The sequence below is a fragment of the Pseudomonas sp. FFPRI_1 genome (assembly GCF_055384485.1).
On the sequence record NZ_AP029168.1, the window covers coordinates 6,886,385 to 6,901,082 of the forward strand.

Sequence of the window (14,698 nt, forward strand, 5' to 3'; positions counted from 1 at the left end):
TCGCTCTGACTCCGAAGCTCGAACACCGCCTGCGGCAGCGGCCATCCGCAAACGGATGGCCGGCTCAGCGCGCGATACCGTGCTTGCGCAGCTTTCTATACAAGGTATTGCGACTGACCCCCAACTGCTCCGCGGTGTGGGTCATGTGCCAGCGCTGTTGCTCCAGTGCCGTCAATAACGCCAGGCGCTCGGCATCTTCCAGGGGGCGCTCCACTTCCCCATCGACCGCAGCGCTGACTGGCGCCGCGCGACTGTGGCGAATCAAGGGCGGAAGGTCCTCCATGCCGATACGGCCGTCCTCGCACAAGGCCGCCAAGGTCCGCAGCACATTGCGCAGTTGCCGCACGTTGCCCGGCCACGGGTAACCCAGCAGGGCCTGGCGCGCCGCCTCATCCAATTGCACCGGCTGCCCTCCCGCCTCCTCAGCCAGGAGAAAGTCCAGCAACTGGGATTTGTCGCTGCGCTCACGCAGGGCCGGCAACGCAATCTCCAGGCCATTGAGGCGGTAATACAGGTCCTCGCGAAAGCTGCCATCGCGCACCCGTTCCAATAGATCACGGTGGGTGGCACTGATGATGCGTACGTTGACCGCCTGCGGCTCGCCGCCGATGGGCACCACCAGGCGGTCTTCCAAGACCCGCAACAGGCGGGTCTGCAAGGCCAGGGGCATGTCGCCGATTTCATCCAGGAACAAGGTGCCACCGTCGGCTTGCTGCAACTTGCCGCGCATGCCTTCCTTGCGCGCCCCGGTAAAGCTGCCACCGCGATAACCGAAGAGCTCGCTTTCGATCAGGCTTTCTGGAATCGCCGCGCAGTTGAGGGCAACAAAGGCTTTTTCCGCACGCGGGCTGCCCTGGTGCACCGCCTTGGCGAATGCTTCCTTGCCGGAGCCGGTTTCGCCATTGATCAACAGCGGCACATCACGTTCGAACACGCGCAGGGCCCGACGAAAATCATTCTGCAGACCTTCATCCCCCAGGCAAATGCCGCCCGAGGCCCGTGGCGCTACAACAGCAAGCGGCGGCCGCGGCATGGGCTGCGCCGCCGGTTGCGGCTGGCCCCGCAGCAAGGCGAACAGACGACGCCCGTCCCGGGTCCGCAGCGGCCAACTGGCGCTGGCGTTGATACTGGCACGGCCCAGCAACTCATCCAGCGAGCAGTCGAAGAAACTATCCACCGGCTTGCCCAGCAGGCCGCCGCGGATGTGCCCCAACAGATTCAGGGCACTCTGGTTCACCGCGCTGATGCGCCCTTCGCCATCGAATGCCAGCAACCCCTCGCTGAACAGCCCCACCGACTCGGCCTGCAGATGAAAGCGCAACAGCCACTGGTTCTCGAAGTAACGCAGGAAATAACAGCTTTCGATCATCTTCGCCGAGAGATTGACCAGGGCCATGGTATGGAACTGGCTTTGCCGGGAGACATCCTGGCGGGCCGACGACACATCGAGCACCGCCAGCAATTCGCCATGGGGATCGAACACCGGACTCGCGGAACAGGTCAGGCCGGTGTGCCGACCACGGAAGTGCTCGCCCTGGTGAATGGTCAGTGACTGGCGCTCCACCAGGCAGGTGCCGATACCGTTGGTACCCTCCCGAGCCTCGCTCCAGTCGGCACCGAGCCAGAGGCCCGCGTGCTCGAAGATCCGGCGCTCGCTGGAGGCAGTGATGCAGTTGAGGATCACGCCCCGGGCATCGGTGAGCAGCACCGCGTGACCGGCACCGGACAATTGCTGGTGCAGGTTGGCCATCTCGGTACCGGCAATTTGCAGCACGTCCTGCAGGCGCTCGCGGCTCTCCAGCAGGCGGCCGTGCTCAAGCACGGTAGGGGCCATGGCCTGGGACGGATCGAGGTGATAGTCCTCAAGGCAGCGCAGCCAGGAGCGGGCGATCGAAGGATCGCTGCCTGGGCCCTGCAAATGGGCTTTGCCCTGGGCCACGGTCAGCACTTGCTGGGCATGCCGAGTCAGATGATTGCTGCTGTGCATTTCTTATTATTCTCCTGCTGCGCGGTCACGCGCGGACGCCATCCTGTAGCCGCTGGCGGAGGTGACGCTCGTCCTGGACGACACCCCATGAAATGGATGCAAGGTCTTGCTCGCGCCCCCCGCGGCTCTTCCCGAGCAGTGGCGGCGGCGGTAGCCCCACGAATCTGTCCGACAAGATTCGGCACGCGAACCAGCATCCTCCAGCGGCCCTGTCATTGCAATGCCGGCTTGACCCGTGAGTCACAGCTTGTGCCAGATAGGTTACAAACTGTCACTCATGGCTGTGCCGGATCCGTCACAGGCGGCTGCCATCGATACCTCACAACATCCGCAACCCCTTGATGCACAAGGCCCACGCCTCGCTGGCCCGACCTTTGCTCTACGCTTGTCATGCGCTACAGCGCGTCCTCCCCCATAAGCATAAAAGCCAGGAGATACCCACCATGCGTTACGCACACCCCGGTACTGAAGGCGCAATCGTTTCGTTCAAGAGCAAGTACGGCAACTACATCGGCGGCGAATTCGTCGCGCCCGTCAAAGGCCAGTACTTCACCAACACTTCACCGGTCAATGGCCAGCCCATTGCCGAATTCCCCCGCTCCACTGCCGAAGACATCGATAAGGCCCTGGACGCCGCCCATGCCGCCGCTGACGCCTGGGGCGCCACCTCGGTGCAGGCCCGCTCGCTGATCCTGCTGAAGATTGCCGATCGCATCGAACAGAACCTGGAACTGCTGGCCATCAGCGAAACCTGGGACAACGGCAAGGCCGTGCGCGAGACCCTCAACGCCGACATTCCCCTGGCCGCTGACCACTTCCGCTACTTCGCCGGTTGCCTGCGGGCCCAGGAAGGCAGCGCCGCGGAAATCGACGGCAACACCGTGGCCTACCACATCCACGAACCCCTGGGCGTGGTCGGGCAGATCATCCCGTGGAACTTCCCGATCCTGATGGCCGCCTGGAAACTCGCCCCGGCCCTGGCCGCCGGCAACTGCGTGGTGCTCAAGCCCGCCGAACAAACGCCACTGGGCATCACCGTGCTGATGGAACTGATCGGCGACCTGCTGCCGCCCGGCGTGCTCAACGTGGTGCAAGGTTTCGGTCGCGAGGCCGGTGAGGCCCTGGCCACCAGCAAGCGCATCGCCAAGATCGCCTTCACCGGCTCGACCCCGGTGGGCTCGCACATCATGAAATGCGCGGCCGAGAACATCATTCCGTCCACGGTGGAGCTGGGCGGCAAGTCGCCGAACATCTTCTTCGAAGACATCATGCAGGCCGAGTCCACCTTCATCGAGAAGGCCGCCGAAGGCCTGGTACTGGCCTTCTTCAACCAGGGCGAAGTCTGCACCTGCCCTTCCCGTGCCCTGGTGCAAGAGTCGATCTACGACGAATTCATGCAGGTGGTGATGAAGAAGATCGAGCAGATCAAGCGCGGCGACCCCCTGGACACCGACACCATGGTCGGTGCCCAGGCGTCCGAACAGCAGTTCGACAAGATCCTCTCCTACCTCGACATCGCCAAGAACGAAGGCGCGCAGCTGCTCACCGGCGGCAAGGTGGAGAAACTCGATGGCGACCTGGCCACCGGTTACTACATCCAGCCGACCCTGCTCAAGGGCACCAACAAGATGCGCGTGTTCCAGGAGGAAATCTTCGGCCCGGTGGTGAGCATCACCACCTTCAAGGACGAAGCCGAAGCCCTGGCCATTGCCAATGACACCGAGTTCGGCCTGGGTGCCGGGGTCTGGACCCGCGACATCAACCGCGCCTACCGCATGGGCCGCGGAATCAAGGCCGGCCGCGTCTGGACCAACTGCTACCACCTGTACCCGGCCCACGCCGCGTTCGGTGGCTACAAGAAGTCCGGTGTCGGCCGTGAAACCCACAAGATGATGCTCGACCACTACCAGCAGACCAAGAACCTGCTGGTGAGCTACGACATCAACCCGCTGGGCTTCTTCTGATCCACCCTCCCGGCGACCCAGGTCGCCGGGAGGCCTCTTGCGGCATCGCCGCGCACGCTTGACCCGTTCCGATCCGGCGCCCAGGGCCAGCCGGACGGGACACTGCTGTCGGAAGTTCTGCGCCAAAACAGTCGTGCACAAGGCCCAAAGAGGCTGCTGAAAAACAATAACAAGGGACGCTCCCAATGGATCAGATCGGCAACTACGTGCTCTACCTCATCATGCTCTGCGCCGTACTCGGCGCCTTCGCCGCTATCTACGACAGCGAGCGCGGACTGGGCAAGGAATTCATGGAAGGCATCCATGCCACGGGCTACATCTTCGTCCCGGCGGCGGGGATCATGGCCTCCATCCCCTACCTGACCGTGGTCATCGAGACGGTCTTCGGTCCTTTCTTCAACTCCCTGGGTGCCGACCCGGCCCTGGCGGCGACCATGATCATCGCCTCGGACATGGGCGGCTATCAGTTGGCCTCGGCCCTGGCAGCCAGCAAGGAAGCGCTGGTGATGGCACTGATCACCGGCTTCATGGGCGGCGCCACCATCGTCTTCTCGATCCCCATGGGCCTGGCGATGCTCGACAAGCGCGACCACAAATACATGGCCCTGGGCATCATGTCCGGGATCCTGACCATTCCGGTCGGGGTCATGATCGCCAGCCTGATCCTGGCCTTCAGCAACCCGGTGGTGCGTGAACTGGTGACCACCAACGGTGAAGCCAGCTACCAACTGGCCCTGGGCCTGGGCAGCATCTTCGCCAACCTGCTGCCGATCCTGATCTTCGTCGTGGCTCTGGCCCTGGGCCTGCGCTTCTTGCCGGACATGATGATCAAGGGCTTCATCATCTTCGGCCGGGCCATGGACGCCGCGATCAAACTGGTGCTGGTGTTCTCCATCGTCGAATACTTCACCGGGGCGTTCTCCGCGGTGTTCGGTGGCTGGGGCTTCCACCCGATCATCGCCGACGCCGAGGACCAGACCCGTGCCCTGGAAACCGCCGGCTACATCGGCATCATGCTGGCCGGTGCCTTCCCCATGGTCTACCTGCTGCGCAAGTACCTGGGCAAACCCCTGGAGAACCTCGGCGGCAAGATCGGCCTCAGCGCCGTGGGCAGTGCCGGCATGCTGGCGACCATCGCCAACATCCTGGCCATGTTCCGCCTGGTGCGCTTCATGCCGCCCAAGGACAAGGTGATCAACATCGCCTTCGGTGTCTGCGCGGCGTTCCTGCTGGGTGACCACCTGTCCTTCACCGCCAACTTCCAGCCGACCATCATCCTCCCGGTGCTGATCGGCAAGATCAGCGCCGGTTTCGTCGCGGTGGGCCTGGCCTATTGGCTGTCGGTGCCCAAGGCGCTGCAACTGGAAGCTCAGGATCGGGCCGCCGGGATCATCGCCGAAGGCGAATACCTGGGCGGTACGGCGGTGGAGTCCCCGGTACCGGCCGGGCAGAAGGCCACGGCCTGATTCCGGCGCGGCGAGGAACGCCTGCATGCAAGCCAACAGCCATGGCACCCAGGTCCTGCTGCTGGGGCTGGACTTCGGGTCCACCACCAGCAGCGCGCTGATCGCCCAGGCCAGCCTCAGCAGCCATTGCATCACCGGACGCATGGCCCTCAATGAACCTCGGGTACTGTTTCGTGGCGACCCGGTGTTCACCCCCTTCGAGGGCGAGGTCATCGACGAGGACGCCATCCGCGGCCTTATCCAAGCCTGGCTCGACCAGGCTGGCGTGCGCCCGCAACAGCTGTTTTCCGGCGGCGTGATCATCACTGGCCTGGCGGCCCGGCGGCGCAATGCCCAGGCCCTGGCACGGCTGGTAGGCCAACTGATCGGCAATGCGCTGATCACCCGTGCCGATGACGGTGGCCTGGAATCCTGGCTGGCGTTCATGGGCAGTTGCTCGGCCCTGAGCAGGTTCCACGCCGAGCAGCCGATGCTCAACCTGGATATCGGTGGCGGCACCACCAATGCCGCCTGGGGCCTGGCAGGCAACGTACAGGCCAGCGGTTGCCACTTCATCGGCGCCCGGCACCTGCAATTCCAGCCGGGCAGCTACCAACTCAGCAGTGTCTCGGAGTTTGGCCAGGCATTGCTGGTGCACCTGGGCATCGACAAAGTCTCAGGGCAACACCTCGACAGCCGGGAGCTGCACGCCGTGGTCCGCTGGTACGTCGAGGCCCTGGTGGCCATTGTCGACGGGGATCGGGGGTTCTTCGCCAATCCCCTGGGACAGGCGACCGAACAGTTGCCGCTGATCCTGCCCCGCCACCCTGTGCCCGTGGCCCTGACCTTTTCCGGCGGTGTCGGCGAACTGCTCTATCGCCACCTGCAGGGCGAGGCCTTGCCCGGCACTACACATTACGGCGATCTGGGGATCGAACTCGCCCGAGCCATCGCCGACCATCCACGCCTGGTCCGGGATGCCTCGCGCCTGGTTCCGGAAAACCGCGGTCGGGCCACGGTCTACGGCCTGACCCTGCACAACACCGAAATCTCCGGCAGCACCCTGTTCCTGCCCCAGCCCGAGGTCTTGCCCCTGAAAGACCTGCCCATCGTCGCTCGCCTCTCCATCCGCGCATCCCAGCAACAGCTGGACGATGCCCTGGCCCTGGCCCTGAGCAGTCGTGATGGGGCCTGCCTGCAACTGCTCGATGGCGGCCAGGCACCACGCCTGGAAGAGATTCGCCAACTGGGCGCTCGCCTGTCCCGGGGGCTGGCCCAGGCTCGGCCCCAATGGCCACTGGTGCTGCTGCTGGAGAGCAATATCGGCAAGGTCCTGGGCAACTACGCCACGGATTGGGGGCGCAGTTCTTGCAATCTGATCGTCATCGACGAAGTGCGTGAACGCTCGGCGCACTTCATCAATCTGGGAAAACCCCACCAGCACATCGTGCCCGTCGCCTTCTACGGCGTGCACTGACCGATGCCGGCCAAGGAGAGTCTTGCCATGTCACTTACCCCGCTGCCGCAGATCCGCTTGCCCGCCATCCCCGGCGAACGCCCCTACAGCACCCGGGTGCTGGATCGCGAAATCCAGTTCGCCAGCCTCAAGGCGGTGCTCGGCGCAGCCGATATCAGCAAGGCCGGCGATCGCGTGGCCGGCCTGGCGGCGGCCGATGAAATCACCCGCGAAGCCGCGCGCAAGGTGCTCTCCGAACTGACTCTGGCGCATTATTTCCAGCACCCGCTGACTGATCGCCAGGGCCGTATCGACAGCGTCATGCAGGTCAACTACGACATTGACCACGAAGTCTTCAGCGAGATTGCCGAACTGCCCCTGGGCGCCCTGAAAGATCGCCTGCTGCGCAGCCATGGCACTGAAATACGTCGCATCGGTAGCGCCCTGACCGGGGTGATGGTGGCGGCACTGACCAAGCTGCTGGACGTGCACGAGCTGATCCTGCTGTCGAAGAAGCTCAAGAGCGGCGCGGCCGCCAAGGCCCGGACCCTGGTGGGCCTGCCCGGCACCCTGTCGTCACGGCTGCAGCCCAACCACCCCACCGACAACCTCAGTGGCATCACCCTGCTGGTCTACACCGGCCTGAGCATGGGCTCGGGGGACGCCCTGATCGGCCTCAACCCGGCCATCGACACCGTCGACAACATCAGCGCCACCCTGCGCCACCTGGACAAGCTGCGCCGGGAAACCGGAGCCCCCACGCAGATCTGCGTGCTCTCGCACATCAAGACCCAACTGGCCTGCCTCGACCAGGGCGCCCCGGTGGAAATCATGTTCCAGAGCCTGGCAGGCACCGAGCGCACCCTGACCGACGAATTCGACGTCACCGTGGCGCTGCTGGACCAGGCCTGGCAGACCATGGCCGAACGCGGTCCGCTGCGGGACGTCGCGGAAAACTTCATGTACTTCGAGACCGGCCAGGGCAGCGAGCTGACCTACGGCAAGCACGAAGGCCTCGACATGACCACCTGCGAGGCCCTGTGCTACGGGCTGGCACGGCGCTACCGGCCGTACATGGTGAACAACGTCACCGGCTTCATCGGCCCGGAAACCCACCTCGACAACTTCGAGATGACCTATTCCTGCCTGCAGGACCAGTTCATGGGCAAGCTGATGGGCCTGCCCATGGGCATGGCGCCCTGCTACACCCTGCACTCCCAAGTGACCCTAGAAGGCCAGCAGATGGCTACCGAGCTGCTCACCGCGGCCGGGGCCAACTTCTTCATGGACGTGTACCTGAGCACCGACCGCATGCTCGCCTACTTCGACACCAGCGCCCATGACAACCAGACCCTGCGGGAAGTCCACGACCTGTCGCCGGCCCCGGAGTACCTGCGCTGGGCCTTGGGCCGGGGGATTTTCGAGGAGGATGCCCACGGCAACGTGCAGCGCGGGCCGAACTGGGGCAACCCGCGGATCTTCTGCGAGTCGGACATCGACTTCCAGCGCCTGCTGGAGTCCACCCCGGCCACCTACGGCTTCGACAACGCCGGGCCACGCCCGGCCAACAGCGTCTCGCGCACCGTGCGCGCCAACCTGGCGGTAGCCCGGGAGGCGATCTACGTCGACCTGCGCCCGGCCGAGATCGGCGAGATTCCCCTGCGAGAACTGCACACCGCCGCCCCCGACAAACTGGCTCACCTGCAAGACCCGGAGCTGGGCGCGCGGCTCACCGAAGAAGTGCTCAAGCACCTGCAGCCGGAATACAACGACGTGCAGATCGTGATCTCCGACGGCCTCAGCGCCGAAGCCATCCACCACAACATCCCCGAGCTGCTGCCCGTGCTGCTCGACGGCCTGCAGAGCCGTGAGCTGCGTATTGGCCAGCCGATCCTGGCGCCCTATGGCCGGGTCAAGCTGGCGGAGTCGGTGGGCGAGGCCCTGCAACCGCAACTGATCATCGTGCTGATCGGCGAACGCCCCGGCGGTGATGCCCTGGCCTCGCGCAGCATGTCCGCCTACATGGGCTACCGCCTGCCGGACGAAAAGGCTCGCCAGGCCGCGGCGCAGTTCAGCGGCAACCCGCAGATCCGCTACGAATACACAGTGATCTCGAACATCTACAGCGGTGGCCTGCCGCCGCTGGAAGGCGGCAGTCTGGTGGCGGAAAAGGCCTTTGCCATTCTCCAGCACCGGGCTGCCGGCAACCGTCTGGAAAACCTGCTGAAAAAGGTGGCATCCTGATGATCCGCCAGCATTCGGCAACGCCCCTACATCGTTGAAACGGAGACTGAGATGGCCCAATTTTCCCACAGCGTAGGTTCTCAGACCTATCGCTTCGACAGCCTCAAGGAAGTCATGGCCAAGGCCAGCCCGGCCCGTTCCGGCGACTTCCTGGCCGGGGTCGCCGCCCTCAACGACGGCGAACGGGTCGCCGCGCAGATGACCCTGGCGGATATTCCCTTGAAGCACTTTCTCGAAGAAGTGCTGATCCCCTATGAGTCCGACGAAGTCACCCGGTTGATCATCGACAGCCATGACAAGGACGCCTTTGCCACCGTCAGTCACCTCACTGTCGGCGGCTTTCGCGACTGGCTGCTCAGCGACGCCGCCGACGAACTGAGCCTGCGGGCCCTGGCCCCGGGCCTGACCCCGGAAATGGCCGCCGCGGTGTCGAAGATCATGCGCGTGCAGGACCTGGTGCTGGTGGCGCAGAAGATTCGCGTGGTGACAAAGTTTCGCGGCACCCTGGGCCTGCGCGGACGCCTGTCCACCCGCCTGCAGCCCAACCACCCCACCGACGAGCCGGCGGGCATCGCCGCGAGCATTCTCGACGGCCTGCTGTATGGCAACGGCGACGCCATGATCGGCATCAACCCGGCCACCGACAGCATCGCCTCGATCTGCGCCATGCTGGAAATGCTCGACGCCATCATCCAGCGCTACGAGATTCCCACCCAGGCCTGCGTGCTGACCCACGTCACCACCTCGATCGAGGCAATCAACCGGGGCGTGCCCCTGGACCTGGTGTTCCAGTCGATTGCCGGCACCGAGGCGGCCAATGCCAGCTTCGGCATCAACCTCAATGTGCTGCAGGAGGGGTACGAAGCGGGCCTGAGCCTGAACCGCGGCACCCTCGGGCAGAACCTGATGTACTTCGAGACCGGCCAGGGCAGCGCCCTGTCGGCCAACGCCCACTTCGGCATCGACCAGCAGACCTGCGAAACCCGCGCCTATGCCGTGGCCCGGCACTTCAAGCCGTTTTTGGTGAACACCGTGGTCGGCTTCATCGGCCCTGAGTACCTGTACAACGGCAAGCAGATCATCCGCGCCGGCCTGGAAGACCACTTCTGCGGCAAGTTGCTGGGCGTGCCCATGGGCTGCGACATCTGCTACACCAACCACGCCGAGGCCGACCAGGACGACATGGACACCCTGCTGACCCTGCTGGGGGTGGCCGGGATCAATTTCATCATGGGCATCCCCGGCTCCGACGACATCATGCTCAACTACCAGACCACCTCGTTCCACGATGCGCTCTACGCCCGCCAGACCCTTGGCCTGAAACCTGCACCGGAGTTCGAGCAATGGCTGGCCAGGACCGGGATCTTCACCCAGGCCGACGGCAAAGTGCATTTCGGCAACAACCTGCCGCCGGCGTTCCGCCAGGCGCTGGCCCAGTTGGGATAAGGAACAGGTTCATGCAAAAACATCCAACCGACCCACAAAACCCCTGGCTGGAACTGCGCCGCCTGACCCCGGCACGCATTGCCCTGGGCCGCACCGGTACCAGCCTGCCCACCGGCGCCCAACTGGACTTCCAGTTCGCCCACGCCCAGGCCCGGGACGCTGTGCATTTGCCCTTCGACCATCCGGGCCTGAGCCGTCAGTTGGCCGAGCGCGGGCGAGACAGTCTGCTGGTGCATAGCGCCGCCACCGATCGCCACAGCTACCTGCAGCGCCCCGACCTGGGGCGCCGCCTCAGCGATGAGTCGGCCCAGGCCCTGCGCGACTACGCCAGCGCTCATCCGGGTGGCGTGGATCTGGCCGTGGTAGTGGCCGACGGCCTGTCCGCCCTGGCGGTGCATCGCCACACGCTGCCGTTTTTGGCGCGCATGGAAGAGCAGACCGCAGCTGAAGGCTGGTCGCTGTCGCCGGTCATCCTGGTGGAACAGGGCCGAGTGGCGGTGGCCGACGAGGTCGGCGAACTGCTGGGGGCGAAGATGACCGTGATCCTGATCGGCGAACGCCCGGGCCTCAGCTCCCCGGACAGCCTGGGGCTGTATTTCACCTATCAACCGAAGGTCGGGCTCACCGATGCCTACCGCAACTGCATCTCCAACGTGCGCCTGGAGGGCCTGAGCTATGGCATGGCCGCCCATCGCCTGCTGTACCTGATGCGCGAGGCCTGCCGCCGGCAATTGTCGGGGGTGAACCTCAAGGACGAAGCGCAAGTGCAGACCCTGGACAGCGACTCGCCGGCGGATATGAAGGGCAACTTCCTCCTGGGCCCGCCCCAAGCGTGATTTTGCAAGAAGATTGCGCTTTTTCGCCGCTTTGGGCAGCATCGGAACACGGCTGCCCGAGTCATCCAACCTGTGCCGTCACATCCACTTGAAGTTGAGAGCCACCATGCGGATTACTCAAGCAACCCTCGAGCACCTGGATCTGTTGACCCCTTTATTCGTCAAATACCGCGAATTCTATGGCGCCCTGCCCTACCCGGACTCCTCCCGCTCCTTCCTGGAGAAACGCCTGCGGCGCAAGGAATCGGTGATCTACCTGGCCCTGGCCGATGACGACAGCAACAAGTTGCTGGGCTTCTGCCAGCTCTACCCGAGCTTCTCTTCCCTGTCCCTCAAGCGTGTGTGGATCCTCAACGACATCTACGTCGCTGAAGACGCCCGGCGCCAACTGGTGGCCGACAATCTGATGCGTACTGCCAAGAAGATGGCCAAGGAAACCAACGCCGTACGTTTGCGGGTATCCACCAGCAGCAACAATGAAGTGGCAAAGAAAACCTATGAATCCATGGGGTTTCGCGAGGACAGCGAATTCAAGAACTACGTACTGCCCATCAGCGAAGACTGACCCGACAGGCAGCGGCCCCCGGGCCGCTTTGTCATTGCCCGTGACTCAGACACCTTCACGCTCCAAGCCCCTGGGCGCGCGACCACCTAGCACTCACGCCCCTCTGGAACCGGGGATCAGGCCCGCATCGAGCCCGTGTTCAGTGCGCGGCCGGACAGCAGCTTGTCCCGTCGTGAGCGGCGCGGACCTGTCCTCTAGCTGAACAGCTTTCAAGCCGAAACGCCCCGCTACAATCTGAACACGCATTTCACTTACCACCCTTTATAATGCCGACCTTTTCGGATCATAAGAAAAGCTACACCCCCCTGTAGTCCTTTTCTCCGAGTCATTGCACAGGCCTGCCGAGCCAGGCTGTCACCACAGGTGCCCCAATGGATTTCAACCCGATCGACCTAATCCTCCATCTCGATGTTTATCTCGACATGCTGGTGACCAACTACGGGCCCTGGATCTACGCCATCCTGTTTCTGGTGATTTTCTGTGAAACCGGCCTGGTGGTAATGCCCTTCCTGCCGGGTGATTCGCTGCTGTTCATCGCCGGCGCGGTGGCCGCAGGCGGCGGCATGGACCCAGTCCTGCTCGGAGGGCTGCTGATGCTCGCGGCGATCCTCGGCGACAGCACCAACTACGTAATCGGCCGAACAGCGGGAGAACGGCTGTTCAGCAATCCCGACTCGAAGATCTTCCGCCGCGACTATCTGCAAAAGACCCACGATTTCTATGAAAAACACGGTGGCAAGACCGTCACCCTGGCGCGCTTCCTGCCAATCATCCGCACCTTTGCGCCCTTCGTTGCCGGCGTGGCCCGGATGCCCTATCCACGGTTCTTCGCTTTCAGCGTGGCCGGCACCATCCTCTGGGTTGGCGGCCTGGTAACCCTGGGCTACTTCTTCGGCAACGTGCCTTTCATCAAGAAAAATCTCTCGCTGCTGATAGTGGCCATCATCCTGCTGTCCCTGGTGCCGATGATCATTGGCGTCCTGCGCAGCCGTTTTGGCCATAACGCCGAAAAACCTGAAACTCGCTAGCACCATGTGGTCCCTCAGTGCCTGGCGCCGCAAGCGCCGGCTGGCCAAGCATCCGGTCAGCGATGAAACCTGGCAGCGGGTGCGCCAGCACCTGCCCTTCCTCGACGGCATCAGCGCCGCCGAGGACCAGTGGCTGCGCGAAGCCAGCGTGCTGTTTCTCGACGACAAGCACCTGACCGCCCTGCCCGGGGTCGAACTGCATCAGGAACAGCGCCTGTTGCTGGCGGCCCAGGCGCAACTGCCGCTGCTGCACCTGGACGACCTCAACTGGTACCAGGGCTTCCACGAAATCATTCTTTACCCCGACGACTTCCTCAGCCCCCAGCGCCATCGCGATGCCAGCGGCATCGAACACGAATGGGACGGCGAACACAGCGGCGAAGCCTGGCAGCAGGGGCCGATCATCCTGGCCTGGCCCGGGGTCCTGGCCAGCGGTGGTTGGGAAGCCTACAACCTGGTGATCCATGAGCTGGCCCACAAGCTGGACATGCTCAACGGCGACGCCAATGGCCTGCCGCCGCTGCACAGCGACATGCGGGTCAGCGACTGGGCCCAGGTGATGCAGGACGCCTACGACGACCTCAACCGCCAGCTCGACATCAATCCGGATGCGCACACTGCCATTGATCCCTACGCCGCAGAAAACCCGGCGGAGTTCTTTGCCGTCACCAGCGAATACTTCTTCAGTGCCCCGGACTTGCTAGTGGCGGCCTATCCGAAAGTCTATGAACAGTTGCAGCTGTTTTATCGGCAGAATCCATTGGCCAGGCTGCAGCAACTTCAAGCGGAAGATCCGGTCTATCAAACGCACCACTAATGTCTTGCCGGGTTATTACGTTGTTCATCTGATGGTGGATTAAACGACAACTCCCGTGCTCACCGAGCAGCGGCAAACCGCCGGTCGCCCGGCTAGCCCGGGCAGGCCTGCGGGACAGTACGCCCAAGGTTCTACGACCCTTGGCACGTGGCATCGGTAGCGGAGTGTGTCTATAATCGCCGCCACTTTTTGGTCAATCCGGCCAAGTCATTTGGTCAACTAACGGGGGCAACGCCCAATGAGCTACAGCAAGATTCCGGCGGGCAAAGACCTGCCGAACGACATCTACGTCGCTATCGAAATCCCGGCCAACCATGCGCCGATCAAGTACGAAATCGACAAAGACAGCGATTGCCTGTTCGTTGACCGTTTCATGGCCACCCCGATGTTCTACCCGGCCAACTACGGCTTCATCCCCAATACCCTGGCCGACGACGGCGACCCCCTCGACGTGCTGGTCGTGACCCCATACCCAGTAGCGCCAGGCTCGGTGATCCGTGCTCGTCCAGTGGGCATCCTGAACATGACCGACGACGGCGGCGGCGACGCCAAAGTGATCGCGGTACCACACGACAAGCTGTCCCAGCTGTACGTCGACGTGAAGGAATACACCGACCTGCCAGCCCTGCTGCTGGAGCAGATCAAGCACTTCTTCGAGAACTACAAGGATCTCGAGAAAGGCAAGTGGGTGAAGATCGACGGTTGGGGCAACGCTGATGCAGCCCGTGCCGAGATCCTGAAGTCGGTTGCAGCCTATAAAGGCTAAGAAGCAGCGGCAAGCTTCAAGCAACACGCCTCAAGAGAAAGCCCCGAGTGATCGGGGCTTTTTTATTCCCGCAGCTTTCACCCTTTACCGTAGGAGCCGGCTTGCCGGCAAACCTCACGCATCCAGCAACAAATTCCCCGCACT

Annotated in this window: 11 protein-coding genes; 10 read left to right on the top strand and 1 reads right to left on the bottom strand. The window is 63.6% G+C overall.

The features are described from left to right. Window positions 1-64: 64 nt before the first annotated feature. On the bottom strand, window positions 65-1,987 hold the full coding sequence (locus tag ACZ5BO_RS30925) for a sigma-54-dependent Fis family transcriptional regulator (RefSeq protein ID WP_464697356.1): 1,923 nt from the start codon (window positions 1,985-1,987) through the stop codon (window positions 65-67). A gap of 443 nt (window positions 1,988-2,430) precedes the next feature. On the opposite strand from ACZ5BO_RS30925, the gene exaC reads away from it, so the two are divergent. From exaC to ppa, 10 genes are all read left to right on the top strand, one after another. Then, on the top strand, window positions 2,431-3,951 hold the full coding sequence (gene exaC / locus ACZ5BO_RS30930) for an acetaldehyde dehydrogenase ExaC (RefSeq protein ID WP_025129318.1): 1,521 nt from the start codon (window positions 2,431-2,433) through the stop codon (window positions 3,949-3,951). Between the two features lie 185 nt (window positions 3,952-4,136). Then, on the top strand, window positions 4,137-5,417 hold the full coding sequence (gene eutH, locus ACZ5BO_RS30935) for an ethanolamine utilization protein EutH (protein WP_464697357.1): 1,281 nt from the start codon (window positions 4,137-4,139) through the stop codon (window positions 5,415-5,417). A 25-nt stretch (window positions 5,418-5,442) separates the two neighbouring features. Continuing rightward, window positions 5,443-6,873: an ethanolamine ammonia-lyase reactivating factor EutA gene (locus ACZ5BO_RS30940; RefSeq protein ID WP_464697358.1), complete on the top strand. Its 1,431-nt coding sequence runs from the start codon at window positions 5,443-5,445 to the stop codon at window positions 6,871-6,873. Between the two features lie 27 nt (window positions 6,874-6,900). Continuing rightward, window positions 6,901-9,096: an ethanolamine ammonia-lyase gene (locus tag ACZ5BO_RS30945; protein ID WP_025129321.1), complete on the top strand. Its 2,196-nt coding sequence runs from the start codon at window positions 6,901-6,903 to the stop codon at window positions 9,094-9,096. Window positions 9,097-9,147: 51 nt separating this feature from the next. Continuing rightward, entirely contained in the window at window positions 9,148-10,542 is a 1,395-nt protein-coding gene (locus ACZ5BO_RS30950) for an ethanolamine ammonia-lyase subunit EutB (RefSeq protein WP_025129322.1), read from the top strand. A gap of 11 nt (window positions 10,543-10,553) precedes the next feature. Continuing rightward, window positions 10,554-11,378, top strand: coding sequence for an ethanolamine ammonia-lyase subunit EutC (eutC, locus tag ACZ5BO_RS30955; RefSeq protein ID WP_025129323.1), 825 nt, complete (start codon window positions 10,554-10,556; stop codon window positions 11,376-11,378). A 106-nt stretch (window positions 11,379-11,484) separates the two neighbouring features. Continuing rightward, complete coding sequence (locus tag ACZ5BO_RS30960) at window positions 11,485-11,943, top strand: GNAT family N-acetyltransferase (protein ID WP_025129324.1); 459 nt, start codon at window positions 11,485-11,487, stop codon at window positions 11,941-11,943. A gap of 371 nt (window positions 11,944-12,314) precedes the next feature. Continuing rightward, complete coding sequence (locus tag ACZ5BO_RS30965) at window positions 12,315-12,971, top strand: DedA family protein (RefSeq protein WP_025129325.1); 657 nt, start codon at window positions 12,315-12,317, stop codon at window positions 12,969-12,971. A gap of 4 nt (window positions 12,972-12,975) precedes the next feature. Then, window positions 12,976-13,788 carry a M90 family metallopeptidase gene (locus tag ACZ5BO_RS30970; protein WP_464697359.1) on the top strand — a complete coding sequence of 271 codons (813 nt, stop codon included), beginning with the start codon at window positions 12,976-12,978 and terminating at the stop codon, window positions 13,786-13,788. A 238-nt stretch (window positions 13,789-14,026) separates the two neighbouring features. Then, a complete protein-coding gene (gene ppa / locus ACZ5BO_RS30975) occupies window positions 14,027-14,554 on the top strand; it encodes an inorganic diphosphatase (RefSeq protein ID WP_011063696.1) in 528 nt (175 codons plus the stop codon). Window positions 14,555-14,698 lie beyond the last annotated feature (144 nt).

Bases quoted from the DNA above. Each gene is read 5' to 3' on its own strand.
- eutC (WP_025129323.1), top strand. From the start codon at position 10,554: ATGCAAAAACATCCAACCGACCCACAAAACCCCTGGCTGGAACTGCGC.
- ACZ5BO_RS30950 (WP_025129322.1), top strand. From the start codon at position 9,148: ATGGCCCAATTTTCCCACAGCGTAGGTTCTCAGACCTATCGCTTCGAC.
- ACZ5BO_RS30925 (WP_464697356.1), bottom strand. From the start codon at position 1,987: ATGCACAGCAGCAATCATCTGACTCGGCATGCCCAGCAAGTGCTGACC.
- ACZ5BO_RS30945 (WP_025129321.1), top strand. From the start codon at position 6,901: ATGTCACTTACCCCGCTGCCGCAGATCCGCTTGCCCGCCATCCCCGGC.
- ACZ5BO_RS30960 (WP_025129324.1), top strand. From the start codon at position 11,485: ATGCGGATTACTCAAGCAACCCTCGAGCACCTGGATCTGTTGACCCCT.
- ACZ5BO_RS30940 (WP_464697358.1), top strand. From the start codon at position 5,443: ATGCAAGCCAACAGCCATGGCACCCAGGTCCTGCTGCTGGGGCTGGAC.
- eutH (WP_464697357.1), top strand. From the start codon at position 4,137: ATGGATCAGATCGGCAACTACGTGCTCTACCTCATCATGCTCTGCGCC.
- ACZ5BO_RS30965 (WP_025129325.1), top strand. From the start codon at position 12,315: ATGGATTTCAACCCGATCGACCTAATCCTCCATCTCGATGTTTATCTC.
- ppa (WP_011063696.1), top strand. From the start codon at position 14,027: ATGAGCTACAGCAAGATTCCGGCGGGCAAAGACCTGCCGAACGACATC.
- exaC (WP_025129318.1), top strand. From the start codon at position 2,431: ATGCGTTACGCACACCCCGGTACTGAAGGCGCAATCGTTTCGTTCAAG.
- ACZ5BO_RS30970 (WP_464697359.1), top strand. From the start codon at position 12,976: ATGTGGTCCCTCAGTGCCTGGCGCCGCAAGCGCCGGCTGGCCAAGCAT.